27 protein-coding genes and 1 pseudogene are annotated in these 24715 nt (G+C 42.2%); 14 read left to right on the top strand and 14 right to left on the bottom strand.

Annotated features, from left to right (window positions below):
- The first annotated feature begins 36 nt into the window (after positions 1 to 36).
- Complete coding sequence (locus ACO067_RS07615) at positions 37 to 711, top strand: DUF2461 domain-containing protein (RefSeq protein ID WP_421872635.1); 675 nt, start codon at positions 37 to 39, stop codon at positions 709 to 711.
- A gap of 85 nt (positions 712 to 796) precedes the next feature.
- On the opposite strand, the gene ACO067_RS07610 is transcribed toward ACO067_RS07615, so the two are convergent.
- Complete coding sequence (locus tag ACO067_RS07610; RefSeq protein ID WP_421872633.1) at positions 797 to 943, bottom strand: lmo0937 family membrane protein; 147 nt, start codon at positions 941 to 943, stop codon at positions 797 to 799.
- Positions 944 to 1135: 192 nt separating this feature from the next.
- Between ACO067_RS07610 and ACO067_RS07605 the strand changes: the two genes are divergently transcribed.
- The 5 genes from ACO067_RS07605 to ACO067_RS07585 all read left to right on the top strand — a co-directional run bounded on the left by ACO067_RS07605 (position 1136) and on the right by ACO067_RS07585 (position 5913).
- Positions 1136 to 1708 carry a hypothetical protein gene (locus ACO067_RS07605; RefSeq protein WP_421872631.1) on the top strand — a complete coding sequence of 191 codons (573 nt, stop codon included), beginning with the start codon at positions 1136 to 1138 and terminating at the stop codon, positions 1706 to 1708.
- A 43-nt stretch (positions 1709 to 1751) separates the two neighbouring features.
- The gene (locus ACO067_RS07600; RefSeq protein ID WP_421872629.1) at positions 1752 to 2843 is read left to right on the top strand and encodes a Gfo/Idh/MocA family protein; all 1092 of its coding nucleotides are present in this window, start codon (positions 1752 to 1754) and stop codon (positions 2841 to 2843) included.
- Positions 2844 to 2900: 57 nt separating this feature from the next.
- Positions 2901 to 3584: a response regulator transcription factor gene (locus ACO067_RS07595; protein WP_421878282.1), complete on the top strand. Its 684-nt coding sequence runs from the start codon at positions 2901 to 2903 to the stop codon at positions 3582 to 3584.
- Positions 3581 to 4948, top strand: coding sequence for an ATP-binding protein (locus ACO067_RS07590; RefSeq protein ID WP_421872627.1), 1368 nt, complete (start codon positions 3581 to 3583; stop codon positions 4946 to 4948). Before ACO067_RS07595 ends, ACO067_RS07590 begins: the two co-directional genes overlap by 4 nt.
- Positions 4949 to 5022: 74 nt before the next feature.
- Entirely contained in the window at positions 5023 to 5913 is an 891-nt protein-coding gene (locus tag ACO067_RS07585; RefSeq protein WP_421872625.1) for a hypothetical protein, read from the top strand.
- Positions 5914 to 5976: 63 nt separating this feature from the next.
- Here ACO067_RS07585 and ACO067_RS07580 read toward each other — a convergent pair whose 3' ends face one another.
- Together ACO067_RS07580 and ACO067_RS07575 are read right to left on the bottom strand one after the other, a co-directional pair.
- Positions 5977 to 6846: a DMT family transporter gene (locus ACO067_RS07580; RefSeq protein WP_421872622.1), complete on the bottom strand. Its 870-nt coding sequence runs from the start codon at positions 6844 to 6846 to the stop codon at positions 5977 to 5979.
- A gap of 51 nt (positions 6847 to 6897) precedes the next feature.
- Entirely contained in the window at positions 6898 to 8544 is a 1647-nt protein-coding gene (locus tag ACO067_RS07575; RefSeq protein ID WP_421872620.1) for an amidase family protein, read from the bottom strand.
- Between the two features lie 212 nt (positions 8545 to 8756).
- On the opposite strand from ACO067_RS07575, the gene ACO067_RS07570 reads away from it, so the two are divergent.
- From ACO067_RS07570 to ACO067_RS07555, 4 genes are all read left to right on the top strand, one after another.
- Complete coding sequence (locus tag ACO067_RS07570; RefSeq protein WP_421872618.1) at positions 8757 to 8975, top strand: helix-turn-helix transcriptional regulator; 219 nt, start codon at positions 8757 to 8759, stop codon at positions 8973 to 8975.
- A complete protein-coding gene (locus ACO067_RS07565) occupies positions 8962 to 9273 on the top strand; it encodes a HipA N-terminal domain-containing protein (protein ID WP_421872616.1) in 312 nt (103 codons plus the stop codon). Before ACO067_RS07570 ends, ACO067_RS07565 begins: the two co-directional genes overlap by 14 nt.
- 77 nt (positions 9274 to 9350) lie before the next feature.
- Positions 9351 to 10199 carry a HipA domain-containing protein gene (locus tag ACO067_RS07560; protein WP_421872614.1) on the top strand — a complete coding sequence of 283 codons (849 nt, stop codon included), beginning with the start codon at positions 9351 to 9353 and terminating at the stop codon, positions 10197 to 10199.
- 51 nt (positions 10200 to 10250) lie between these two features.
- The gene (locus ACO067_RS07555; protein WP_421872612.1) at positions 10251 to 10424 is read left to right on the top strand and encodes a hypothetical protein; all 174 of its coding nucleotides are present in this window, start codon (positions 10251 to 10253) and stop codon (positions 10422 to 10424) included.
- Positions 10425 to 10631: 207 nt separating this feature from the next.
- Here the strand turns inward: ACO067_RS07555 and ACO067_RS07550 are convergent, their stop codons facing one another.
- From ACO067_RS07550 to ACO067_RS07500, 11 genes are all read right to left on the bottom strand, one after another.
- Positions 10632 to 12881 carry a glycogen debranching protein gene (locus tag ACO067_RS07550; RefSeq protein ID WP_421872610.1) on the bottom strand — a complete coding sequence of 750 codons (2250 nt, stop codon included), beginning with the start codon at positions 12879 to 12881 and terminating at the stop codon, positions 10632 to 10634.
- Positions 12882 to 13031: 150 nt separating this feature from the next.
- Positions 13032 to 13340 (bottom strand): hypothetical protein, encoded by a 309-nt coding sequence (locus tag ACO067_RS07545; RefSeq protein WP_421872608.1) that lies wholly within the window; start codon positions 13338 to 13340, stop codon positions 13032 to 13034.
- Between the two features lie 68 nt (positions 13341 to 13408).
- A complete protein-coding gene (locus tag ACO067_RS07540; RefSeq protein ID WP_421872606.1) occupies positions 13409 to 13678 on the bottom strand; it encodes a hypothetical protein in 270 nt (89 codons plus the stop codon).
- A 216-nt stretch (positions 13679 to 13894) separates the two neighbouring features.
- The gene (locus tag ACO067_RS07535; protein WP_421872604.1) at positions 13895 to 14212 is read right to left on the bottom strand and encodes a hypothetical protein; all 318 of its coding nucleotides are present in this window, start codon (positions 14210 to 14212) and stop codon (positions 13895 to 13897) included.
- 60 nt (positions 14213 to 14272) lie between these two features.
- On the bottom strand, positions 14273 to 14542 hold the full coding sequence (locus ACO067_RS07530) for a hypothetical protein (RefSeq protein WP_421872602.1): 270 nt from the start codon (positions 14540 to 14542) through the stop codon (positions 14273 to 14275).
- 194 nt (positions 14543 to 14736) lie between these two features.
- Positions 14737 to 15291, bottom strand: a complete 555-nt coding sequence (locus ACO067_RS07525) for a hypothetical protein (protein WP_421872600.1) — start codon at positions 15289 to 15291, stop codon at positions 14737 to 14739.
- Between the two features lie 179 nt (positions 15292 to 15470).
- Complete coding sequence (locus ACO067_RS07520) at positions 15471 to 16061, bottom strand: hypothetical protein (protein ID WP_421872598.1); 591 nt, start codon at positions 16059 to 16061, stop codon at positions 15471 to 15473.
- A complete protein-coding gene (locus tag ACO067_RS07515; protein WP_421872596.1) occupies positions 16051 to 16539 on the bottom strand; it encodes an RNA polymerase sigma factor in 489 nt (162 codons plus the stop codon). Before ACO067_RS07515 ends, ACO067_RS07520 begins: the two co-directional genes overlap by 11 nt.
- Entirely contained in the window at positions 16539 to 17372 is an 834-nt protein-coding gene (locus tag ACO067_RS07510) for an alpha/beta fold hydrolase (RefSeq protein ID WP_421872593.1), read from the bottom strand. The genes ACO067_RS07515 and ACO067_RS07510 overlap by 1 nt, the downstream gene beginning before the upstream one ends.
- A gap of 241 nt (positions 17373 to 17613) precedes the next feature.
- Positions 17614 to 20373, bottom strand: coding sequence for a TonB-dependent receptor domain-containing protein (locus ACO067_RS07505; RefSeq protein WP_421872591.1), 2760 nt, complete (start codon positions 20371 to 20373; stop codon positions 17614 to 17616).
- 4 nt (positions 20374 to 20377) lie between these two features.
- The gene (locus ACO067_RS07500) at positions 20378 to 21121 is read right to left on the bottom strand and encodes a GLPGLI family protein (RefSeq protein WP_421872589.1); all 744 of its coding nucleotides are present in this window, start codon (positions 21119 to 21121) and stop codon (positions 20378 to 20380) included.
- 253 nt (positions 21122 to 21374) lie between these two features.
- Here ACO067_RS07500 and ACO067_RS07495 point away from each other — a divergent pair, with 253 nt between their 5' ends.
- From ACO067_RS07495 to ACO067_RS07480, 4 genes and pseudogenes are all read left to right on the top strand, one after another.
- Positions 21375 to 21707, top strand: a complete 333-nt coding sequence (locus ACO067_RS07495) for a PadR family transcriptional regulator (RefSeq protein WP_421872587.1) — start codon at positions 21375 to 21377, stop codon at positions 21705 to 21707.
- A gap of 57 nt (positions 21708 to 21764) precedes the next feature.
- On the top strand, positions 21765 to 22187 hold the full coding sequence (locus ACO067_RS07490; RefSeq protein WP_421872585.1) for an endonuclease domain-containing protein: 423 nt from the start codon (positions 21765 to 21767) through the stop codon (positions 22185 to 22187).
- Positions 22188 to 22192: 5 nt separating this feature from the next.
- Positions 22193 to 22378 (top strand): annotated as a pseudogene (locus ACO067_RS07485) (permease prefix domain 2-containing transporter); the annotation flags it as partial.
- A 225-nt stretch (positions 22379 to 22603) separates the two neighbouring features.
- The gene (locus tag ACO067_RS07480) at positions 22604 to 24697 is read left to right on the top strand and encodes an ABC transporter permease (protein WP_421878280.1); all 2094 of its coding nucleotides are present in this window, start codon (positions 22604 to 22606) and stop codon (positions 24695 to 24697) included.
- Positions 24698 to 24715 lie beyond the last annotated feature (18 nt).

Below are 24715 nucleotides of genomic sequence, written 5' to 3'. Positions count from 1 at the left end.
TCTCTTTGAGGCCTCTTTTTGTTTATCTTGAGCTCCATGAAAACCATTACGCAGGAAACCTTTGACTTCTTAAAAGATCTTTCTCAAAACAATGATCGGGAGTGGTTTGACCTAAATAAGCCACGCTATCAAAAAATTTACGACTGTTTTAAAGCGTTTCATACTGAGTCGCTTGAATTGATGAAAGAGCACGATCAGATTGAGAAGGGTCGTGTGTATCGTATTTATCGGGATGTACGCTTTTCTAAAGATAAAACGCCTTATAAACCCTATCTGGCAGGCAACTTCAAACGCGCTACTCACTATTTACGAGGAGGTTATTATTTTCAGATAGAGCCAGGGAACTCATTTCTTGCTGGTGGTTTCTTTGGTCCTAATTCACAGGATTTACTCCACATACGCAAGCAAGTGAGCCAATTTCCAGACCCTTTCTTTGAGGTGCTTGAGAATAAAGAATTCAAGAATTATTTTGGATCGCTTAAAGGGGAAAAAGTGAAAACTTCACCTAAAGGTTTTGATCAAGAAGATGAAGCGATTGAGTTGATTCGTCACAAACAGTTTTATCTGGAGCATTCATTCACAGATGAAGAGGTATTGGCCGACAACTTTATGTTGAAATTGAATGACGGATTTCAACGGTTAAGGCCATTTTTTGATTTGATGAGTGAGGTATTAACTACGGATTTGAACGGTGAGTCGATTTTAGAATAAACCCCAAAACATCCACAACTATTACAAGATTCGACCATTGAATTCATTTTGAAGTGAGGATGCTTTGAGGTGGTTCATTGAATATCTAAGCACGCTTAATTACTCCGACCAGCAACGCAATAACGGCGATGACCAGGAGTACGTGGATTAATTGTCCGGCGCTATAAACGAAAAAGCCTAGCAACCATCCAATGACTAATACCAAAGCGATAATATAAAGTAAGGTTCTCATAATGTTTCGAGTTTTTATTCGTTAGGGTCCAATGACCTTGCCAACACTCGAAAAGCCTCTTCAGGATGGTTTTTATACCCATTTCATCTCAAAACAAGAATCATTTTTTCAAAATGGTGAAAGCCATTCACATAAATTCGGAATCTTCGGGTGTCATGTAACGTGATATTAGTTAGACTAACCAACTACCAAATGAGATATTTTTTTACAATTACGACACTTTTCATCACTAGTCTTCTTCAGGCACAATCTGGACTACCTTATTCACAAATCCCAGATTACCCTGAGGAATTCACGGCCGAAACAGCTACAGCCAGAATGATTGATGGATTAGGTTTTAGGTATTACTGGGCTACTGACAGTTTGAGAGCCGAGGATTTGGCCTATAAACCTTCAGAGGAAGGTAGGACATCTCGTGAGACATTAGAGCACATTCATGGCTTAGCAAATTTTTTGCTCTGTACTACACGCCAGCAAAACCAAACGGCGGTAGATGTATCCGAAATGTCCTTTGAAGAATTGAGGGCTTCCACTTTGTCAAGTATAGAGGAGGCCAGTAATACCTTGAAATCTGGTAAGGTGAAGCTGGATGATTTGCTTATTACTTTTGAAGGTTCTGATAAGACATATCCCTTCTGGAATCAGCTTAATGGTCCTATTGCTGATGCCCTTTGGCATGTGGGGCAAGTAGTGTTGATGCGACGATCTTCTGGTAATCCTTTTAATAGCAACGTGAGTGTGTTTACTGGTACAGTGAGAAATTGAGTGTGGCTATGAATTTCAGTATCTTGAAGGAAATAGATCAAGTATGAGCTCCATTAAACGCCGTGAATTCGTTAGAAAAGTAGTAGCTGCCACTTCCATGGCTGCTTTACCTGCATCCACTTTTGCCAATATCATCATTCCTCAAAAAAGGAGGTTGGGAGTGGCATTGGTTGGTTTGGGGTATTACAGCACCGATTTGTTGGCCCCGGCACTCCAGCTTACTCAGAATTGTGAACTGAGAGGAATTGTTACAGGCTCTCCATCGAAAATACCGATTTGGCAGAGTAAGTATGGAATCAAAGATCAAAACATCTACAACTATCAGAACATGGATGAGCTGGCCAATAATGATGAGATAGATGTCGTCTACATAGTATTGCCCAATTCCATGCACGCAGAATACTCAATCATGGCAGCCAATGCCGGCAAGCATGTGTGGTGCGAGAAGCCGATGGCTAAAACAGTGGCCGAATGCCAGTCTATCATTGATGCTTGTCAGAAGAACAAACGCTATTTATCGATAGGGTATCGCATGCAACACGAACCAAACACTCAGCGCATCATCAAATGGGCGGAAACAAAACCTTATGGAGCTATTCAGTCTCTATCTGCGGAGGCAGGCTTTTACAACGGAAGTACTGATCACTGGAAACTCCGTAAAGAAATGGGTGGTGGGGCCATGTATGACATGGGCGTTTATTCGTTGAATGCGGCCAGGTATGTGACTGGGGAAGAACCCATTGCTGTAACCGCGGAGCATAGTACCACTCGTCCTGAGATATATGATGAGGTGGATGAGACCACTACATTTAAGCTGGAGTTTCCCAGTGGAGCAGTAGCAAATTGTAAAACCAGTTTTGGAGCTAACCTTAATGACCTCAAAGTGAATTGTGAAAATGGGTGGTACGGACTGTCTCCATTTCAAGCCTACAATGGCATCAAAGGCACTACCAGCGATGGAATAAAACTAAATACACCCATCGAAAACGAACAAGCTAAACAAATGGATGATGATGCACTAGCTATAATCAATAAGTCAGAGGTCATTGTTCCTGGTGAAGAAGGTTTGCGAGATATCAGGGTAGTGGAGGCCATTTTTCAGTCGGCTAAAACAGGTCATCGCATAATTATATAAGCGGCCGGTAAACTTCCAGAACTTCTTTGATCAGTTTCCGTTCAGTGCATCATCATGATGCAAATCTTAGTGGTGGAAGATGAGGTCAAAGTGGCTAACCACCTAAAGATTGGACTGGAAGAGCAAGGCTATGCTGTGAGTGTGGCCTACGACGGTGATGTAGCTATACGAATGTTTAGGCAACAGTCATTTGACTTACTGTTATTGGATGCTGTTCTTCCTGGGAAAAATGGATTTCAGATATGTCAGGAGATTCGAAACCTTGGGTCTGACGTCAAAATCATCATGCTGACCGCACTGGGGACAACTGATGACAAAGTAGAAGGACTGGAGTCGGGGGCAAATGACTATTTAGTCAAGCCTTTTGATTTTCGGGAGCTTATTGCACGGATCAGAGCACAGTCTAAGCGTAATTCCAATGATTATGCAAAAGCACTTAAAGTTGGTGACCTTGAATTGGACATTGCTCGTAAAACAGCCTTAAGAGGAGAGGTTAGAATTGATTTAACAGCTAAGGAATTTGCGCTACTGGAATACCTCATGCGTCATAGAGGTCGAGTGCTATCGAGGATGGACATTACAGAAAAAGTATGGGATCTTGATTTTGATCCGGGTACCAATGTCGTGGATGTTTATGTCAATATCTTGAGAAAGAAAATTGACAAGGATTTCCCCACAAAACTTATTCATACACGTGTGGGAATGGGTTATTTTCTGGATGACCTAGAGGCTGAGTCGTGAATATTAAACAAAAACTTGCCTTAAGGTTTATTCTGGTATTCACCGTCCTATGGATTGCCGGATCGATTACCATTTACTTGTTTTCGGCGGCTTTTCGCAAAGAAGAATTTTATCAACGGCTAAATACTCGGGCAACTACTGCTGCCAGATTATTGATTGAGGTAGAGGAAGTAGATGCTTTGTTGCTAAAGAAAATAGAGGCAGCCAATTCACTGAAGCTTCCTGGTGAGAGAATTACTATTTACGATTATAAAAATGTGGAGGTGTTCACCACCGATGCTGAGGACTCCATTTTCATAGATGACGATCGCTTCAATCAGATTCGGTTAGAAGGTGAGGAGGTGAGTTGGAAGCAAGGTGAAATAGAAGTATTGGGATTACTTTACGCCGATCAATATGAGCGTTTTGTGGTCGTGGCATCTGGGCAGGATATTTATGGAAAGCGGAAGTTAGATTTTCTTAGAGAGTTGCTCATAATGGTAGGAATCGTTTCGGTCATTATTATAGCGATTGCAGCTCGGATTTATGCAGGTAGAGCTCTGAAGCCTATATCACGAGTAGTACATGAGGTCAATGCCATTGGTTTTGCTAATATCAATGCACGTGTGTCGGAAGGTAATGGAACTGATGAAATTGCTGTATTGGGTATTACGTTCAATAGGATGCTCACTCGTCTTCAGAAGGCTTTCGAAAGCCAACGTAGTTTTATTGCCAACGCCTCACACGAACTGAGAACACCTATGACTAGTATCATGTCTCAGGTAGATGTGCTTTTGCTAAAAGAGCGATCTGGTAATGAATACGTCAGCACCTTGAAATCCATCAAAGAGGATGTCCGTGAGCTTTCAGTCCTGGCAGAGCGTCTATTACTACTTGCCCGTGTGGAATCCTTTCGGGAATCCTTCCAACCTGTCCGGGTGGATACTGTACTGTGGCAGGCAATAACTGATGTGTCTAAGACTTTTGACAATTCCATTATAGTGGACTTTGCCAGTGAAATAGATGACGAGCGTTTTTTAACCGTCAGGGGTAATGAACAACTGCTGAAAAGTGTACTGCAAAATGTCATCGAAAATGCCTGTAAATACTCTCAGGGAGCAGAAGTCCGTGTGCAGGTGTACTTAAAAACTGGTGAGATTATTTTCATAATTAAGGATGAAGGAATAGGCATCCCCGCTGAGGAGCTGAATAAAGTCAGTGAGCCATTTTTCCGTGGAGGCAATACCGGTGGTTTTGTGGGCAGCGGCATTGGGTTAAACCTGTGCAGAAAGATCATGGATATTCATGACGCCACCATGGAGATAGAATCTATTCCTGATCAGGGTACGGTTGTTGAGCTGCATTTTGAGTATATCACATTTTAATTCTTTATTAATCTCATCTTCATTTTTCTTTAATAGGTGCACCGTTAGAGTGATCAAATAGAAAAAACTAAACCATGATCACTAAATCTAAAGAGAGCGTTGTAGCCCTGGTTGTTACCCTCTTATTTGTCATTGCCACAGGTACGGCGGTGTATTTGTTTAAGGTGAATGCCCAGGCAGAGGAGGCATTATTAGGTGAAAAAGTCAAAAGCGAAAAAATGCTTTCAGAGAAGTTAGCCTTATCAAAGGAAATAGAGAAGTTGAAAAAAGACATTGAAGGCTATAAAGGTCAGTCTAGTACGTTTGATAAAAAGCTAGCTGATTTGGAGGCTCGCTTGAAGAAGAAAGAAGATCAGCTAAATGGCATGTCTAAATCTCACAATATGACGATTAATGACTACAAGAAGCAATTAGCAGAGCTGCAACATATGAGAGATCAGCTTAATGCAGAATTGGCCAAACAAAATGAGCAAATGGCGGCTTTGATGAAAGAGAATGGTACCCTAAAAGATGCTATTGCCATGATGGAAGTGAGTAATGAAGAACTCGTAACAAAAAACTACGTGTTGTCTCAGATCATCTCAGAAAACTATGGTGTAGAAGCGCATAAGAAGCGCAATAAGCTTACGGTAAGTGCTAAAAAGACCAAAGAAATTCAGTTAGGTTTTGATGTGCCATCTACTGTAAGTGAGAATCTTTCATTCGTGATCACTTCACCGGATGGTTCGCAGACGTCTAGCAATACATCAAAAACAATCAGCTATACCATGCTGAATGAGTTTCAGTTTAGTGACGCAACTGCAACAGCCAGCTTGAACACAACTGTACCAGTTTCCAATATTGATCAAAAGAAGCATGTGGTACTAAGCTACAAGCCAGAAGATAAATTAGCTAAAGGTGTTTACCAGATCAATATTTACTCGGATGGTTCATTTATTGGTAGCAGTCAGCTAAGGTTGAAGTAAATAAAAGCAAGGTTAGGTTAGGTGGCAAAAAAGGGCCGGTGGCGACACTGGCTCTTTCCTTTTTTATTTTCTCCGAATCGTTGCTATACTTTCTAGTATCACTGTTGATAAGATCAGAGCTCCACCAATAAGAGTCCTCTCTCCAGGCACTTCCTGAAGAAACAGGTATCCATAGAATATACCGACAAGTGGTGTAAGTGCACTGAGAATGCTCACGGTGCTTACTGAGAAATGCTTGAAACTAAAGGTAAAGAGTGTGTGGCCAGTAGCTGTAGTAAATAGCCCTAGAAAGAGCAATGCTTTCCAGTTTAATGCAATCTCTTGCCAGGAAGGTGACTCAATCCATAGCATTGGCCAACCTATTAGTGCGATGACCAAAAGTTGATAAAACATCAGAGTCATACCGGATTGACCACTGATTTGTTTTTTTAGAATGATGTTTCTAAACGAATAAAAAAATGCAGAAAGTATACCCACTGCAATCCCCAGAGTATACTGATTATCAAAGCTGAGTTCAGGTACGAGGAACGAAACGCCAATCAACGAGATAATGGCCAAAACAATGGTGGATCGCTGAAACCGTGTTTTTAATATGAGCGGTTCCAAAATGGCACTAATCACCGGGTAAGTGAAAAGAGACAACATCCCAATGGCCACAGTAGACAGTTGTAAGGCGTAAAAGTAGGTGACCCAATGTCCGCCTAGTAGCATTCCTCCAAGAAATAAGAAAAAGGCATCCTTTCTTCGCTTGATTTGTAATTCGTAAGAAAATGATTTGATGATGATTAGCAATGCGATTGCCCCAATCACACATCTGAGCCAAATAATAGTAGGAGGTGGGAGCTCGATGTATCTGCCTAGTGTGCCTGAGCTGGACATAATGAAAATCGCCAGTGCCAGGCTCAAAAAATGAGAAGGTTGGTTTTGACTCATGAAGTTGTAAAAATAACCGAGCCAACCAACCTTCTCATATGGTATTCTTTTTTATTGATAGTTCGTAGGCATCTTTCTGGCTTTGGTGGCCTGCTCAAAAGCATAACCTACCTGTAGCAGACGTTCTTCCTCGAGCGGACGACTTATAAAGGTAAGGCCAACCGGTTCGCCATCTTCTCTGTAACCCATCGGCACTGTCAAACATGGATAATTAGCAGCTGCCGCATGTCCGGCATTCCAGTTGTTGATGCTGAGTACAAAGTCTAGTTCATTGGGCTCAAACGCCGCTTCGAAAAAGCCTTTTCCGGCCGCACGAAGGTTGTTTCTCAATGAATCCAGTCCTTCTTCCGTCTTGTTCACATCAAGGATTTGCTCAAATCTACCTTGTCCGTATGGTATCCTAACGGTAGAATCTTCATAGTTATAGGCCACTATTTCTTCTATCGATCTGGCCGTAATGCTATCTGGCGCGTACTGATCTAAATAGGTTGGTAGATCAATCCGCATGTCTCCACTAAGCAGTTCTCCAAAACCAGACCAGTCCATCTCGGCAGGCTCAAATTCCACCATGATGCCTCCAAGGTCTTCCAGTTTCTTCACGGTCAGTGCGTAAATAGAATCTTCCAAAAATGACTTATTTACCCCAAAACGAACACCTTCCAATGTGCCATTTTTGACAGATTCAATGTAATTGGGTGCAGCCGGTTTGCCGACCGTAGCTGGATCAGTTGAGTCTTCTCCTGTCAGTGCCGACATAAATATGGCATTGTCTATGACACTGCGAGTCATCGGACCGGGTGTGTCCAGCGTGCTCGATAGCGGTACAATACCACTTCTGCTCAGTCGACCGGTTGTTGGTTTCAGCCCAACCAGGGAGTTCTGACTAGAAGGTGAAAGGATAGAGCCACTTGTTTCGGTCCCAATGGCAGCCACAGCGTAGTTGGCGGCAATGGCGGACCCACTTCCTGAGCTGGATCCACCTGTGTCAAATATTTTTCTGCCGTAAGGATTCAGTGTTTGCCCACCTACAGCACTGTAGCCATTTGGGCAACCGAGACATAGGAAATTGGCCCATTCGCTTAGCGTTGTTTTACCGAGAATAATTCCTCCCTTGTCCTGTATTCGATCCACGATGAACGCATCGGCTGCATCATTACCACGTAATAAGTAGGTCCCTGCAGTAGTTGGTAATCCTTCAAAATTCACATTGTCCTTGAGGAGTACGGGCATCCCGTAGAGTGGGTGGTTATTGGCAGATTTGTTCTCATCGCATGCTCTTGCCAGCTCCACTGCATTGGGATTGATGGAAATGATATTGTTGAGGTACATGGCCGAATCATTTTCGTATTTCACAATACGGTACAGGTACCATTGTGTCAGCTGCTCGTAAGTCAGCTTCCCAGACTGTACATGTTCTTGAAGCGTGGGAATGTTCTGATTTAGAATCAGTGGCTTCAGGGCCTGGTAATCTTCTTCACCGAAATAAGTGATTTGTGGTTGAATCTGTGCCCAAAGGTCGTTCTTGTCAGATACCTGAGATTGAATGAGTTTGTACTGCATTCGTCGGGATTCGTGTTCGGCATTGGCAGCTATTTCAGCTGACTGATCGTATGGAACCCATGGTTCAATAGTTGTTTTTGGCTCCTGCTTACACGCAAGCAGAGCGATTGCCAGGAAAGGAAAGATGATTTTTTGCATAGGTATGAATCAGGTTGAGATTAAGTATTCAGGAAATTAATACAACCCAATGAAAATAATTGTTTGAATTTGGTGGATGGTGAATGAGGTCAATGAGTGGAAATGAACGGATTATACCCTAAAGGGTATAATTACGGGTTGGAAAATATAAATATACCTTTTCGGGTATAATATCATGACTATTTATTAAATTACACCTTAAAGGGTATAATATGAAAGATCATTCATTGTCTAATTTAATTAAAAGCGAACGTAAAAATGCCGGGATGACTCAAGAGGACCTCTCTTTTGCTGCTGGTGTTGGATTACGTTTTGTTCGTGAACTGGAGCAGGGTAAACCAACTCTTCGAATGGATAAAGTGAATCAAGTATTAGGCTTATTTGGATATGAGCTGGGTCCCGTTAAATCGAATGGAGATGAGAAGCGCTAAAGTATTATACCAGGATGATTGGGCTGGAATATTGACAGAAGATGAGGCAGGTTATCACTTTCAGTATGAAAAGGAATATGTTGATAACCATAAACCCTCAATTAGTTTGACTTTGCCTTTACAGCATCAACCTTATCATTCCACTGTGTTGTTTCCCTTTTTTGATGGACTAATTCCAGAGGGTTGGATCCTGGATATTGTAGAGAAAAACTGGAAAATCAATAGCAAAGATCGCATGGGTATTTTGCTGGTTGCTTGTAAGGATTGTATTGGGGCGGTATCCATCGAATCATTATGAGGTGCTTGTATTGTTATAAGGAATCAGACAAACTGTTTCACACGAAGTGTAGCAGAAAGATTTTTGGATCGCCAACCATGCCTCAAATCCCTTATTTGGAAGCTGATTTGCTTCAGTTAGCTGATCGAATGATCCAAGGCAAGTCTACTGTCACAGGGGTACAGCCTAAACTTTCGTTGACCATTGATAAGCCTGATAAACAAACCAACAAGCTCACCATTGTGGGACTTTGGGGTGAGTATATTTTGAAACCTCAATCACCCATTTGGGAAGAACTTCCAGAGATTGAAGATCTGACCATGCATTTGGCTCAACTGTCCAAAATCCCTACTGCAGACCATTCATTGGTTGTTTTGAAATCTGGCGAACGAGCTTATATCACCAAGCGAATGGATCGACAAAGCGGTAAGAAGATCCACATGGAAGATATGTGCCAGTTGCTCGGTCGATTAACGGAAGACAAATACAAATCCTCCCACGAACAAATTGCCAAAGAAATCAAAAGGAGCAGCAGTAAGCCGGGCCTTGATCTGGTGAGATTTTATGAGCTCACCTTGTTTGGTTTCTTAACAGGGAATGCTGATATGCATCTCAAGAATTTTTCATTAATCAGGCAAGAGCAAGGATATGAACTAGCTCCGGCATATGATCTGGTCAGTTCGGCATTGGTTGTTGAAGGAGATGATGAAGAACTGGCGCTTACCTTATGTGGTAAAAAGAAGCGATTGAAAGTCAACGATTTCTATTCGGCAATGACCTCTTCTGGGATGCCCGAAAAGACAGCTGAGAATGTGTTGAATAAATACCAAAAAATAGGCCCTATCTGGACTGAATTCATTGAGAAATCATTTCTTTCGGAAAGGATGAAAGAGGCTTACAAAGTGTTGATTGAGAAGAAGCTGTCTCAGCTATACCGCAATAAGTGACACTTTCAGAACGGTGTCAAAGCAAATAAACCAGGAGAAACCCCAGGTAAGATGGAAATAGGAGCAACATACGTGAAAATACCGTTATACAACTCAATGCTATTCGATGCTGCTGGAATCAGCGCCAGGTTGGCAATGACCGCAGTAAACAGGATGACCAAAAGTGCTGCTCCGAACTGCTTTCCGAACGAGTTTTGCCAGCGTAAATGGACAGTAGGACCATGAGGCAAAGGACAGACAAGACGTAGATCGGGTCAGAGATGAAATCCATGAACTACTAAAATAGGGAAAGTAAGGGAAGTCTCGAATATTTTTCCATCACTCACCCAGCCATCTTTGGTGTTATCACCAAAGACCTGGAGTGTTGAGTGTTAACTTGGTCTTGTTTGGACATAACTCTATGAAGGGCTGAGTTAATTTAAGGTTTGAACTTCATTTAATATCCACCTCCCAGTCCAGTTTCTGGCTCACCAAGATCTCATCACCTTTCTTCTCAATGGATAGCACATTGTCACCAACCCGGATGTTCTCCAGCTTCGCGTTGGTCCAGGTAGAGGGGAAGTTGGGCTCGATGATGACTTTCTGCTCATAGGCACGTGGCTTCACACCGAAGTAGTGTTCGATGATCGGCGTGCCCACTGCATAGATGTTCCAGGCCTGGCAGATCATGCCATAGTCGGGACTTACTTCATACATAGAGCCAGGCAATGCATAACTAAAGCCATTGCTCAGCATTTTCAGGTATTCAAGAGATTTGTCGGCATTTCCATGGCGTGCCTCGCCAATTGCCTGTACACCAGTAGGCAAGGTCATCACAGCGCCCACGTAGCTAAACACTTCCCATTTGGAGGAGGCTTCTGTGGACTCGTCCCGATCGATACCGGTCACGTACATGCCGTATTTGCTGGCAAAGTTCGCGGCTGTTTCCAGTGCTTTTTCAGCCTTTTCCGGATCGGCTATTCCGAGTTCCATGGGAGTGTTCACCACCCAGTTGTGGTGCACCACAAATCCTTGCACTCGATTATCTCTCAGTCGGCCAACTTGGCTTTTAACTTGTTCGAGTTCTTCCACTGCCCATGGTTTGTTGATGGTGTCTGCCCGGATGATCGCATCTTCGATGAGTTGTAGCGTTTCCACTCGAGATGTGCGGAAATCAGCATAGGAGTTAGATTGGTCCACCCACCAGTCAGAGTTGATTTGTGTTTTCAGCTGCTCGGCCTTTTCTGTATATGCTTCTTCGCTTTCATGATCATGCAGTTGTTCGGCCATTTTAGCCGCCGATGCATAAGCCGCCTGACTGTATACCACCACATCGATCATTTCAGAGTGCAAACCGTGGATCTCCATCATGCCTGCACCATCGGGATAGCCATTGCCGTCATTGTCCTGTGCCTCCAGCCATTGCAGGCCTTTTTGCACTTTGGGATACACTTCTTCCAGTAATGTCTGGTCTCCCGTCCATTCATAATATTTCCATAGCAAATGAATGAAGTAAGGTGTAGTGTTGAGGTTGCCAGGATTAAAGACCACTCCATTGGTGCTCGCCTCATGCATGATGCGCCCATTGTCATTGACCGACACTGAAAGTTTGAATATCAGATCTATAGTCGCCTTGACTTCTTCGTGCTGGCCGGTTGCTAATAGCCCTTGCAGGGAATAGGTGTTGTCGGTCCCAAACCACCAGGGGTAATCTGGAATACCTGCAGAGAGTCCGCGACCTTGCTCTGGTACGTCGCGCATCATCCAGTCGGTATTGTACTTGGTCCAGGTGTACATTTCCTGTACTTGCTTGTCAGGAATGGTTAGTTTGGCTGTGTTGCGAATGGAGTCATAACGCCCCATTTTGGCAGTTAACAAAGCCACAGGATTTTCTTGAAGCTTGTAGAGTGTTTCTTTCAGATGATCCTTTGATTGATAAGATCCAGTGATGAAATACGTGACTGCTTTTTGTCCTCCAGGAGAGATATTGATGGAAGACGTTAGGGCCAGATCCAATCCTTTCCCTTTTCTGTCATAGGAGCATTGAGTGCGTGGTTGGCTCCAGCCCTTTACTTCCTGATCGGTATTGATTGCCGTATACCACGGGTTCAATGAGTCTTTAGCGACCCAACCCTGGATGCCCTTGTCAAATATGCCAAAATCAGTGCCATCTTCCAGATCAAGTCTTTCTCCTAGCCAAACAGGCCTGAGATCCACCATACCAGCAAACTCCAGTTCGAGCTCCATCGGTTGATCCGATGAGTTGGTCAGTGTATACTCAACGATCATCCCTTCCAGTCCATCAGGAACAAATTGCATCCGCGTTGCGCTGAGATTTTCGTTTAATTCAAATCGGTGAATATTGCCCATTGGATAGTTAATGAACTCGGATGCCTGGTTCAGACAGTAATAACTTTCTCCGGTGCTAATGCCCAGCGTGTAGCCATCCATTAGTTTGATCGGATGATCCCAGATGCCGCCCATCTCACCGGTGACATGCCAGCCCAAATCAGGAAACGATCCATCCTGATGACCTACAGCGTAGATGCGATCTCCAGCCGCTACGAATGGACTTGGCAGGTATTCAGCTTTTCCGGAGATGCCTGAAGCTGATTGTAATAACTCAGTGAGGGATGTGCTTTTTGGAGGTTGCGCACACGCAGCCAGTATTGCCAGCAAGGCAAATGGGAACCACTTCTTCATACTTTACTATTTTGAAGAATGAAGATAGAGAAAAATCGGTAGGGACGGGAACAGGAAAATGTGGTGTTAAATCAAAAGTTTGGATAGGCTGTCACTTAACCAACAATTATGAAAAACTGAGGCCGTACTAAGACGGCCTCAATTTAATTGCTACAGTATCACTTCATGGATACAGCTAATCGGTATCAAACGTCCACTTTTAAGCAAGATGCTTGTCATGGTCACAGCCCAAATGGTCGCTTCTAGTTTGACCAATTCACCTTGATCACTTTGGAAAACAATAGTACAAGGAACCTTATGAAGGTTGCCAAGTGCCATACCTCGGTTTAGGTCTCTCCATCGTTGATCGATAGCTTCCTTTGAATGTAAAACTTCCTTTTTGCTGAATTGGTAATTACTCAATTCAGACTTATCTATTTTCACAGGATGAACCTGTACTTCTTGAACAAGAGTTTGCATTGTCAATTTTGATTTTGAATATGAGAAAATTAGTTTTTTGAAATAGTGTGGGGGTACACTAGTCTTCTCTACTCATAGAAAATCCATTGACAATGGAGAACAAACTTTTTGGTTGCATCATTGGAGGTAGCTGATGCTAAAGGGGATATAAAATGTTTTTTAACCTGATGGCTGAGTCGACCAGGTTCTTCCTTTTCGGGGAATGTCAGTTGGAATGAAGAGCTTTTTACCAGACATCTTTCCTCAGTTTTGACTTCTTCTTCCTGAATACTTTGGGTCGCAATAGCAGATGAAAAGGTCAGGACGAATGACAATGAAAAGATCCATAAGATTCTCATACTTGATGAGAATTGGTTCGATAAGTGGCTTAATATGGTGTGCTTTTCCAGCATGGTCAGTTTAAAGGAGCAGATTAATCAGTTTGATTGACTCACTAATGATAAATTCAGGCATGGTGATAGTTGAATCTTTCACCTTTGAGCCTCCATTTTATATCGATTATTCGAATTGTAACAGAAGAGGCTTTTCAGTACAGAATGAGATGTACGTGATAATCACATTAGAACTTCATAGATACAGCTCACCGGAATCAGCCGCCCACTCTTAAGCAAGACGCTTTTCATGGTCACGGCCCAGATAAGCGCTTCCAGTTGGATCAGTTTGCCAGTATCACTTTCGAAAACAAGGGTACAAGGTGTCTTATGTAGATTGCCGAGCGCTTCACATCGGTTTAGATCTATCCATCTTCTCCTGATGGCCTCCGGTGAATTCAATACTTCATTTTTACTGAATTGATAGTTGATCAATTCAGACTCGTCTATACGTACAGGATGTGCAGGATGTGCCTGTAGCTCTTTAACAGTTGATTGCATGTCAATTTGGTTTTGCTAGAAATGAATAAGATGGTTGTGCAGCAAGCTGCCATTACCTTCTTATCCATAGAAAACCCATTGACAATAGAGCGCATATAATCGAGATACCTCAGGCTCTACTGATGTAAGTGGTGTTGTGAAAGGCTTTTCTTTCGAAATAACGAGAAGCTGAAGCTCTTCTTTTCTAGTTGGAAGAAAAATCTCATGAGAGGAACATCTGACCAAACATCTCTCCTCGGTCTTTACTTCTTCTTCCTGAACACTTTGTGCGGCAAAAGCAGATGAAAAAGTCAGGACGAATGACAATGAAAAGATCCACAAGATTCCCATACTTGATGAGAATTTGTTTGATAAGTGGTTCAATATGGAGCGCTTTTCGATCATTGTCGGTTTAAACGAGAAGATGACTCTTTTTGTTCATTCCCCTGGTTATTTCGTTTTCAGGCTAATAAAAATAGTGGATAAAGGTGAATATCAGTTGAGTAAATGTTGGATTGAATGAAATATAGACCTTTTTTTTGACTTCATGGACTGGGATTCGTTGCTTCGAAGGTTTGGTTATAGTAACCAAAAGCTGTAATGATGTCTTCTTTAATGCCCAGGTCCAAATCATCATTTTTGATGTGGAGTTCCATCCATTTTTCATCGTTACCAAAGAGCGCTAAGAAATCCTTTTTTCGAGTGAGTTCTTTCAATCCATTCGGCGTTTGTACAAAATATGGGTCAAGTACCTTGTTAGTAAATTCATTAGTAATGCCTTCTTTGTATAGCAGGGTTATTTGCCCGTGAGTTAGGATTTCAAACAGGTAGTGAGTCTTTTGAATACTGGCCGAAACGAATGCCAGGTGATCATTGAGGAGTATCTGATCCAATTGAGAAGCGCCATAGATCTTCATTTGGTTGTCTTTTGAGAAAAGCACTTGATTGAGATCCAGGTTCACATCTAGCGTTCCTTCAAAAGTGTCTCCGGCGATCACTAATTTCCCTTTGAGTTTAGAGTTGGCATCAAATGTCTGGCACTTCACTGAAAAGGAACATAGCACAGTCATTGAAGCAATGAGTATTCTGGGAAATAACATTTGCTATAGTTTAGTTGGGAGAGCAAATGAAGCACCGGGCACGAAGAAATAAAACGGTCGGTTCACCTCTTCATCAAACCTTAATGGATGGTTAACCGACCGCTGTGTGTTGTTAAGTTTTGGTTATGAATCAAGGACTGTCCAATGGTTTGGGGCAATCTGGGCTCTAACCTTATAGACTATTCTTTGAAACTACTTTCCAAATTGATGATCTGTCGTAGGTCTTTCATTTCCTGAACAACTCCCTTGCGAATGCCTATGAAAAGTACAAGGGCAATGACCACATAACTTCCATCGATCATCCACATCCAAAACCTATCAAAATACTTACTAAACTCTGGTGTCAGTGCGTAAAACCCAATGGTGTACAGTGCAATGATGGTGATCGTGACAGGGCCATGTATGCGTTTGCGATAGTTATAATACTCTTTCGCTTGTTGGGTAGAGTCGGTACTCGAAGAAGAGTAATCGATGTTTCTGGCCTTTTGATGGCTGACCAGTTCTATGATGATTCTAACAAGTAATCCACCAATCATCAGGCCGATCCCAACTCGGCTGAGCGTTTCTTGCATTGGCGCGAGGAATATGAAAAAGGCACATAATCCGACCACTACTAGTGATAACACGATGATATTCCCAACTTGGGCCTTTTTGGAATTGGCATGATTTGTTTGTGCTAGTTTCAGCATGTCATTGCTGTTATTGTTGCTTGATTGGCCTTCTTTGGCCTCCTTCCAGCTATTCTTAAGTTGATCAAATTTATCTTCCATGATTGCTCAATAGTTTATTCAGTTTCTGTTTTGCTCTTGAAATTTTCACCCTTAGGTTTCCTTCAGTTAATCCGGTGATTTCTGCTATTTCCTCGTAAGGCAATTCATCTAACACCAGCATGATAATGATGCGGTCTAGTTCCTTCAGCTGACCAATGGCCCAATAGAGCTCATGGTAGTTTTTGTCTTTGGAAGGCTCTTCCACAATATCTGAGTGATTGGTAGCGAGCGTTTCAGTTTGTTTGTTTTTCGTTTTTCTGATATGCAGGAGACATGTGTTGACACATATGCGATAGATCCAGGTTTTTGGGGTCGAGCGCTCTTCAAATTTGGGTAGCGCTCCCCATATTTTGATAAACGTTTCCTGTACCAGGTCATTGGTGAGGTCCCGATCTCCTTTGGAGTAACCAAGACATAGTGAGTGTACCATGTCCTGGTATTGGTTGAAATAGGTTTCGAATCGTTGTTGTAAGGTCATTACTTCAGGAAGTTGTTCACCTCAGCATAAAACCACTCCGGTTGGTCAAACATGATAAAATGTTTGCTGTTGCTGGCGATCTTGATTTCTTTGTTTTTCAAGTTCGCGAATTGCGACTCAAAATTGGGCATGACCGCTTCTTTAGATGGAAAATCCGCACCCAGAATCAATGTGGATGCTGGAATGTTTGCCAGTTTCTCTCGTAGATCCAATTTGAGCAACTCCGTGTAGCCATACACATACGTTTCCCGGTCTGAATTCATGATGTACCCAATTAGCTCCTGATGTCTGGAGGTTTGGTTACTCATACCCATGGCCATGTATCCGGCAGTTATCCGCAGTGCCGAATCAGAGGCGTTGATCATTTGTGTGTTGTAAGGACTCTCAAAAGCAATTTGCTCCACTGGCACCTGTGGCATCACAATCTCTCGAATGCACGGCAAGGCATCTACCATGACCATTTTGGAAATCCGGTTTGGGTGCCTGGCAGCAATGTCAATGGCCAGCATCCCGCCCATGCTGTGGCCAATGATGATGACATTTTTGAGCTTTTGCTCTTCAATGTAGCTGGCGATCTCTTTTGCCAATGTCCCGTACCATGGCATCTCGATCTCAGGCACATCGCCAAAACCGGCGTAGGTGAACTGGTAGGTTTTGAATTTGGAATCCAGGTTGGAAATGGTTTCATCCCAGATAGCTCCAGGGCAAGTAAACCCTGGTAGAAAAATAACTGGCTGGCCTTTGCCGGCCACCTTTACATCGAAGGCCTTGCTCTGAGCAAAACCAAAGTTAACAGATGCAATAAGTAGTGTTAAGTAAAAAAATCGTCTCATTTTTCTAAGTGTTTTATGGCTTAGATACTCCGAGGCGATTTTTGTTACAGGTTGGGGGAATTGTTTTTTCCCTCTGATAGAAAATCACATTTTTTTCTGTCTCTGAGGTTATCTAAATCGATAGAAAGATCAATTTTACCCGCATAGCGCAGCAGATTTATTCTTTTTTGTCTTCTCTTTTTACTTCGATCCATCAGATGAGATTTGCATATTGCTAATTTAGCTAATGCCATTTACATTACTACCTCCCGCGCTCAATATGGATTCCACCACCTTTGAATGCCGATAACGAATAGGTAAAGCTCACCAAAAAATACCTCCCTAAAGCATTCACTCGCTCTTCCTGAATGTAATTAGCCGCACTGCTTTGATCTACACCAATGTTTTGGTTCAGCAGGTCAAAAGCCACTAGCTTCAATTCACCACGATCTCCTTTGAGGAAGAATCGGGAGAGTTCTGCTCGCCAAAGTGTTCTGTTGGGTTGCGTACTGAAATCCTCTGAAGAATACGTCAGCCGATCGACCGAACTCTTGATGAGCCATTTCTTGGTGATGTTCCAGGAGACATCCATGAAGTGATCGAAATTGGTGAAGTTCTGATCAAACAGTTCACTCTCGGAATAGCTGGTGGTGTTGTATTGCACCTTGCTACCGATCACCACATCAAACTTGTCCTTATTGCGATTTTCCACCTTAAAGGTCACGTTATGATCCCATCGATTAATGATGTTTTCCACGTTGTTGAGGTAGACAAAGCCTTCATTGTAGGAGATTTGATGGCGGATGTTGTATTTGATTTTGAGAGGTTTGATAGGTCGTCCAAAATTCCACGAACCTGTCAATAAAAGGTCGTAATCCGTATTGATCGGTTGTGAAAATTGCACCAGACTTTCATTGATGCTAGATGCCGTGACGATTTTGTTATTCGTATAGATCGCACTAATAAAAGCGAAGAAATTGGTGAAAGAGAACTGATCAAACCATACAAAGTTGAGATTGGCCTGATGGGCATATTCTGCGCTCAAATCAGGATTACCTTGATAAATGCGCAGCGGATCAGCGTTGTTCACTGTTGGCTGTAGTTGCTGTAGAGATGGTTCCTGAAGACTCGTACGGTACGAAAGGTTGATGTTCTTACCACTGCCAAACTCATAGCCAACTTTAGCTGTAGGGAGGAACTTGTTGAACTCCTGCTCAATAGTTACTTGCTCTGAAGTAATCTCGCCGATCAGGTCACTGGTTTGGTAATTGAGCCCCGCTGCAAAGCTGAAATCCTTCTTGTTGAAGTTATAATTGGCCCCATACACATCGTACACATAATCTTTGGTAAATGCTCGCGACAGTGTGGCGTTATACACTCGATCATTGGTGGTTACATCATAGTAATCACGGACCACATCATTGTTGAAGTTTCTATGTTCGACCTGAAAATCAATGTAGTCGTACTTCCCAAGCGGTTCGGTATACCCAATCTTACCAGAGTAGTTCAACACGGCATTATCAGAGAGCTGATCCTGTAGGAGTGTGGTGCGAATCGTCGAGTCTGGGTAGAAGACCTCACTAATTGCGGATACATACCCATCATTTTGATTGTTTCCGATCGTCGTTTCGATGGTTCCGGTAATGGTACGACCAGGTTTATTGAACTTCTTTCGATAAGTCCCTGACAAGTTCACTGAATAATCATCTCCTATCGTTTCCGAATTCCCAAGCGTGCGATTTTGGTCTATTCCGGATTGTGCGGTAACAGTTTCATCATTTACCTGGAAATTTCGATCGATTAGACCTGCCTGAGTTTTGAAAGTGATGTCCTGACTCGGGTCAATTTCATATTTCAACCGGGCACTGAGGTTATGGCTAAAGTTACGATTGTCCTGCGCAGAAATGGATCGGCTACTGAATTGTGCTCCGTCTTCCAGGAAGTTGGTTCGGTTCACCTGACGATACACATCCCCAAGGGAACTGTTAAAGATATAATTGGATCTGAGCTCTAGCTTTTCCCCAATGTCCTGGTTGAAGTTGAGCCCTGTGGCGGTGCTGGTGATGATCCCATCTTGCCCGCGATTGCCTACCGAGACTCCATCCGGTACTTCTATGGATAAGGATCCGTTGCCTCCACTGAACCCGCCACCACCAAAGCTGAGGTAATCCCCAATAGTAAAGCCTACCTGATTGATGTTGTTGTAGTTGCCAATGTAAGACAGTTGGCTTTTACTATTGAATCGATTGATGTTTGCTTTTCCCAGGAAGCGATTATCAGTACCATAAGCTCCTGTGATCTTCCCAAAAGTGCCATCTTTCTTATCCACTTTTAAGGAGAGATTGATGGTCTTTTGTTCGTTTCCATCCTCTATCCCGGCAAACTCTGCAAACTCGGATTTTTTATCAAAGACCTGGACTTTATCCACTGCATCGGCTGGAAGGTTTTTGGTGGCTATTTTAGGGTCGTTCCCAAAAAACTCTTTTCCATCTACCAGCACTTTTTGGACATTCTCACCTTGCGCTTTGACTGTTCCGTCCCGTTGTACTTCCACACCAGGGAGCTTTTTCAAAAGATCCTCTACGGACGCATTGGGACTGGTTTTGAATGCCTTCGCATCGTATTCGATGGTATCCTTTTTCAAGGTGATTGGGATGCGGTCACTACCTACTACTACTTCATTGAGCAGTTGGTCTTTTGGCTTCATGGTCATTGGCTCCAATGTGAGAGGGAAAGGAGTCTCTTCGTCAATGGTAACAGCTATGGTATACGGTTCATAGCCAATAAAAGACCCCATCAAGAGATACTGGCCCTTTGGCGCTTTGTCCATTTTGAATCCACCTGATGCGTTGGTCACACTGAAAGCTACCATGATAGAGTCACTTTTATTGAGAAGTGTAATGGTGGCTCCAACAAGACCTTCACCATTTTCATCGAGTAGGGTGCCCTGAATCTCTACTCGCTGGGCGTGAAGGGACAGACCGATCCCGCCCAGCAAGAATACTAGTAAATAAAAGCGCATGAGTTTAGTTATCTATCGTCTGGATAAATACACCACCCTTGCCTCCAAACTGGGCTTGCATTTCCGCCAGCTTTTCAGCTCTGATCTTTTCAAACTCTTCGTCCGAGACTTTTTTGCCTTTTTTCGGAGCTTCTATCGGCTCATCAATAGCATCTAGCACTACTTCTTTGGCAGTGATCACACGTTTCAGTTGGGGGATCTCGATTTCCAGAATTAGACCTGGAAGTTTTCCATATCGGTCTGGACCATTGTTAATCTGCAACTGTGGAGCAAACCATGCTGTGATCTCCAGGGTGTCCATTGTTGTGGTTGCTTTTTGCACCATATAGTCCAGAATCTTCTTCTGCTCTGGGGCGATTTTCCACTGAAAATCTTTGAGCTCACCTTTCATCAGGAAGGTTCGGTCGAGGAATTGGCGCTGTTCCACTTTCGATCCTTTGTTCAGGTCTTTGTAGTAATAATCTTCAGGAATGTCATTTTTGATTTCCAGGTGAAAACCTTCTGACTTCACTTCATTCACTACCGGTTCTTGTGGTAGATTTTTATAAAGGGATTCGTTTTCGTTAAACAGGAGTACTTTTTTGAAGATATTTTCTGAAGGCATTTCAAAACCTTCTGGTAATTCCATTCCCTCAGGAAAGTGGACGTCCATTGTGGTCACCTCATCATAAGTGACCTTTCCAGATTTCTGGGCTGCTGCGGTAATTCCAATTGCAATGCACGTAAGTAGTAGTAATTGTTTCATCATTAGATTTTGAAGTTGGTATGCTCCAGTAATCGGAAGATGGATGTTAAAGGGTTCTTAACAAACGTTAAAGAGTGTTAACCTGAGGTCTGGGTTGGTATAGAAGAACTTCGAAGGACTTTTACTTAATAAATGGTTTTCGCTATTGACCGAAAGCTAAGCAGAGATGAGGTTTTTGAGTAAAAACTACAATTAAGGTAAAAATATTTTAGACATAGTGAAACATATTAACTACGTTTAAGGTAAATATATCATTATGGGAAAATATCAGCTCGGAGAATTTGAGGAAGTAGTGATGCTCACGGTGGCCATTTTGCAGGGAGAGGCCTACGGAATCGCCATTATAGAGGAGATGGAAAAGCGGCTGGACCGTAAAGTGAGTATTGGTTCGTTGCAGACAGTGCTTAGAAGGCTGGAGAAGAAGGGTTACCTCCAATCGGAGTTTGGTGAGGCTACCTCTGTAAGAGGAGGCAAGCGCAAGCGCTTTTTCACTTTGACCAATCATGGTCAGGTGATCTTGAGAGAAACCAAGGAACAGCGTCTTGGGCTCTGGAATGCCATTCCTGACTATGCACTGGATAAGGGCTAATTCAAACAATTTTTTACCCCAACCCTAAAGGGAGAAATTGTTTGAGAGTAATGTTTTATGTTAAATAAAAAACAATTGACAGATCATCGAAATATGTTTTATGGTGCTTCACCTCTAATCTTTGAACGGGCAAAAGCTCTCCGTAAAAATTTGACTTTTTCAGAGCGAAAGCTTTGGCAAGAATTAAGATCAAACAAGATTCTGGGGTTGAGATTTAAGTCACAGCATCCAATTGGTGAGTTTATAGCAGATTTCTACTGTCATAAACTGAAACTAGTAATAGAAGTTGACGGTGCTATTCATTTGAGTAAAGATCAAGGTGAATATGATCAAGGGCGTACATATGAATTGAATCAGCTAGGGATTAAGATACTCAGGATTAAAAATGAAGAAATTGAAAAAGACTTATCCCAAGTTGTTAATAGGATTAAAACTGAATGTGACCAACTCATGAGCCCCCTTCAGGGGGGTTGGGGATAAAAGTAATGAACAGACAAGATAACCAACCACCAAAATACCTCCAGCGCTTCTTCCGCTGGTTCTGTCATCCGGACTATGTGGAAGACATAGAGGGAGATTTGCTGGAGCGGTTTGAAATCATTGCTCAAAATAAGAGTATAACACGGGCTAAGTGGATGTTCTTTTACGAGGTGGTGAAGTTGCTGAGGCCGTCGTTATCCAAGCCATTATTAACTAATAACACTATGTTGCTGCCAATTTTTAGAGATCAGGTCCGAAGCTCGATTCGAATCTTATGGAGGCAAAAGCTCTATTCAAGCCTGATCATAGGTAGTTTGGTTGTTGGACTGACTTTAATTCACTTGCTATTGTCTTTTCTCATCAAAGCATCTGATGTAGACAACTATCTAACAAGTAAGTCAAAGGTTTTTAGAGTATTGATAGATGATTTCATTGATCCGAACAGTGATATTTGGATTTCGTCTATTTCTGAAGATGCTTCAACATATTTGATGAATTCTTGTCCTGAGTTTGCTAATTCGTGTCGCATTCAAAAAAGTGAAATTTATTCCATCTCAACATCCACTTTTGAATTGTTGGAACCAGTCGTTATCGCTGTTGATACTAATTTCTTAACTTTTTTTGAGTTACAGCTTCAAAACTCGAGTGATGAGTCTCCATTGGACAAAAATGAAATAATTCTATCTTCTGGAATGGCTTCACGTATGTTTCATGCAAAGAATCCAGTTGGTCAGATAGTTGAAGTGAACGAAAAGGGAAGCAGTATGAGCTATGTAGTATCTGGAGTGGTTGATATTTCATCTTACAATTCTGGACTTAAGTTTGATGCAGTGGTGCCAATTCCAAAATCAATTAGCCAATCCGTATTCTATGTTAAGCAGTCGAAGACAGTATTGGCTGAATCGCTGAAAAAACGTGGAAACGAACTAACTGCCCTTACAGATTATGAATGTCGCTTGCACCTGGAGACACTCGAAGAGGTTCATTTTGATGCGGACAATTCCTGGAGTTTTAATCATTACACCTCACCAAACATTTATTTCATTGGCTGGAGTATAGTCATTCTTGTTTTAATCGTGATCGTTTTCAATTTTACTAATTTATTCCTCTTATCATCATATCGAAGAAGAAAGGAACTTGGGGTTAAACAAGTCTTTGGTGTTCCTACTACAACACTCAGGAGATCAGTCATGATTGATGTTGCTGTCTTTATGACTATTGGGACATTTATCTCAATTTTCATCAGTTATCTGATGTTGGCCAAGACAAATGAATGGTTGGAAATTGGCCTTAGCCCAAACGACCTTTTTCATTTTGAGGTTATAGTAAGCTGGTCTGGTGTATTTCTATTTTTGGTTTTAATTATTGGGATACTTGCTTTTGAGAGGTTAAAAAGTTCCAGTCCTTTAAAACTGCTACATAAGGGCAAAAGCATCAATATCCACATGACTAGACTATTGCTAGTACCACAATTTATGATTTCAATAGCCTTGGTAATTTGTAGTCTAATCATCGTCGATCAAATCAACTATGTCAAAGATCGACCCATGGGAATGGAAAAGGATTTACTTGTTTTGGAAGTTGGTAATAGAGATGTTAGGAGTAGACTTAACCTGCTTAAAACTGAGATTCTTTCACAACGCATAGTAGAAAATGCTTCACTAACTTATGGGGCTCCAATTGGAGGAGGTGTATGGTATTATTATGTAGATGGTCTCGATTCAGAGATAATAAGAATCACTGGAGACCAGGATTATTTATCCACGGTTGGGATTTCTCTACCTGATCAGACCATCCGAAGTGGATATTATATCAATGCAACCCTTGCTCAAAAATTGGGTTGGCAAAGCGTAAATGATGGAAGGATTCCAAGATTGGATAAACCTGCTCTTGGCATTGTTGCCGATTTTGTGAATGCTTCAGCATACAACTCCATCAAACCAGCAATAATTGAGATTGGAGATAAGGACAATTATCATAGAATGATCTTGAATTACTCTGGAAGAAATTTGAATGAGGTACTTGAACAAGTGGAGAAAGTATGGGAAAAGATATTTCTAAATGAGTCCATGATCTACTATTCTACTTATGATAAATTTCTAAAGTATCACAATGACGATTTAAAACTTCTCAAAATAGTTAACGCTTTTTCAAAAGCAACCATAATCATTGTTTTATTTGGTCTGATAGCACTTTCCTGGGGTGTCATTCAAGCAAGAACCAAAGAAGTTGGAATCCGCAAGGTTATTGGTGCCAGTTCTGGTCAAATTATTTTTTTATTATCAAAGGAGTTTATGAGGTGGGTTTTAGTTGCCTTTATTTTGGCCATTCCGGTTGCTTTTTGGGTGAGTCAATCCTGGCTAGAGAATTTTGCTTATAGAATAGACATGCCTTACAACACATTTGTTGTAGTAGGACTAGTAGCAGGATTCTTGTCCTTTGCGATTGTTGGGACACACGCTTTTTGGGCTTCTCAAATTAACCCAACGAAATGTCTAAGGGATGAATAACCGTTCTCAGCCACTAAA

It is taken from the genome of Marinoscillum sp. (assembly GCF_965229915.1).
Lineage (GTDB): Bacteria > Bacteroidota > Bacteroidia > Cytophagales > Cyclobacteriaceae > Marinoscillum.
This window is presented reverse-complemented; position numbering and strand designations above follow the sequence as displayed.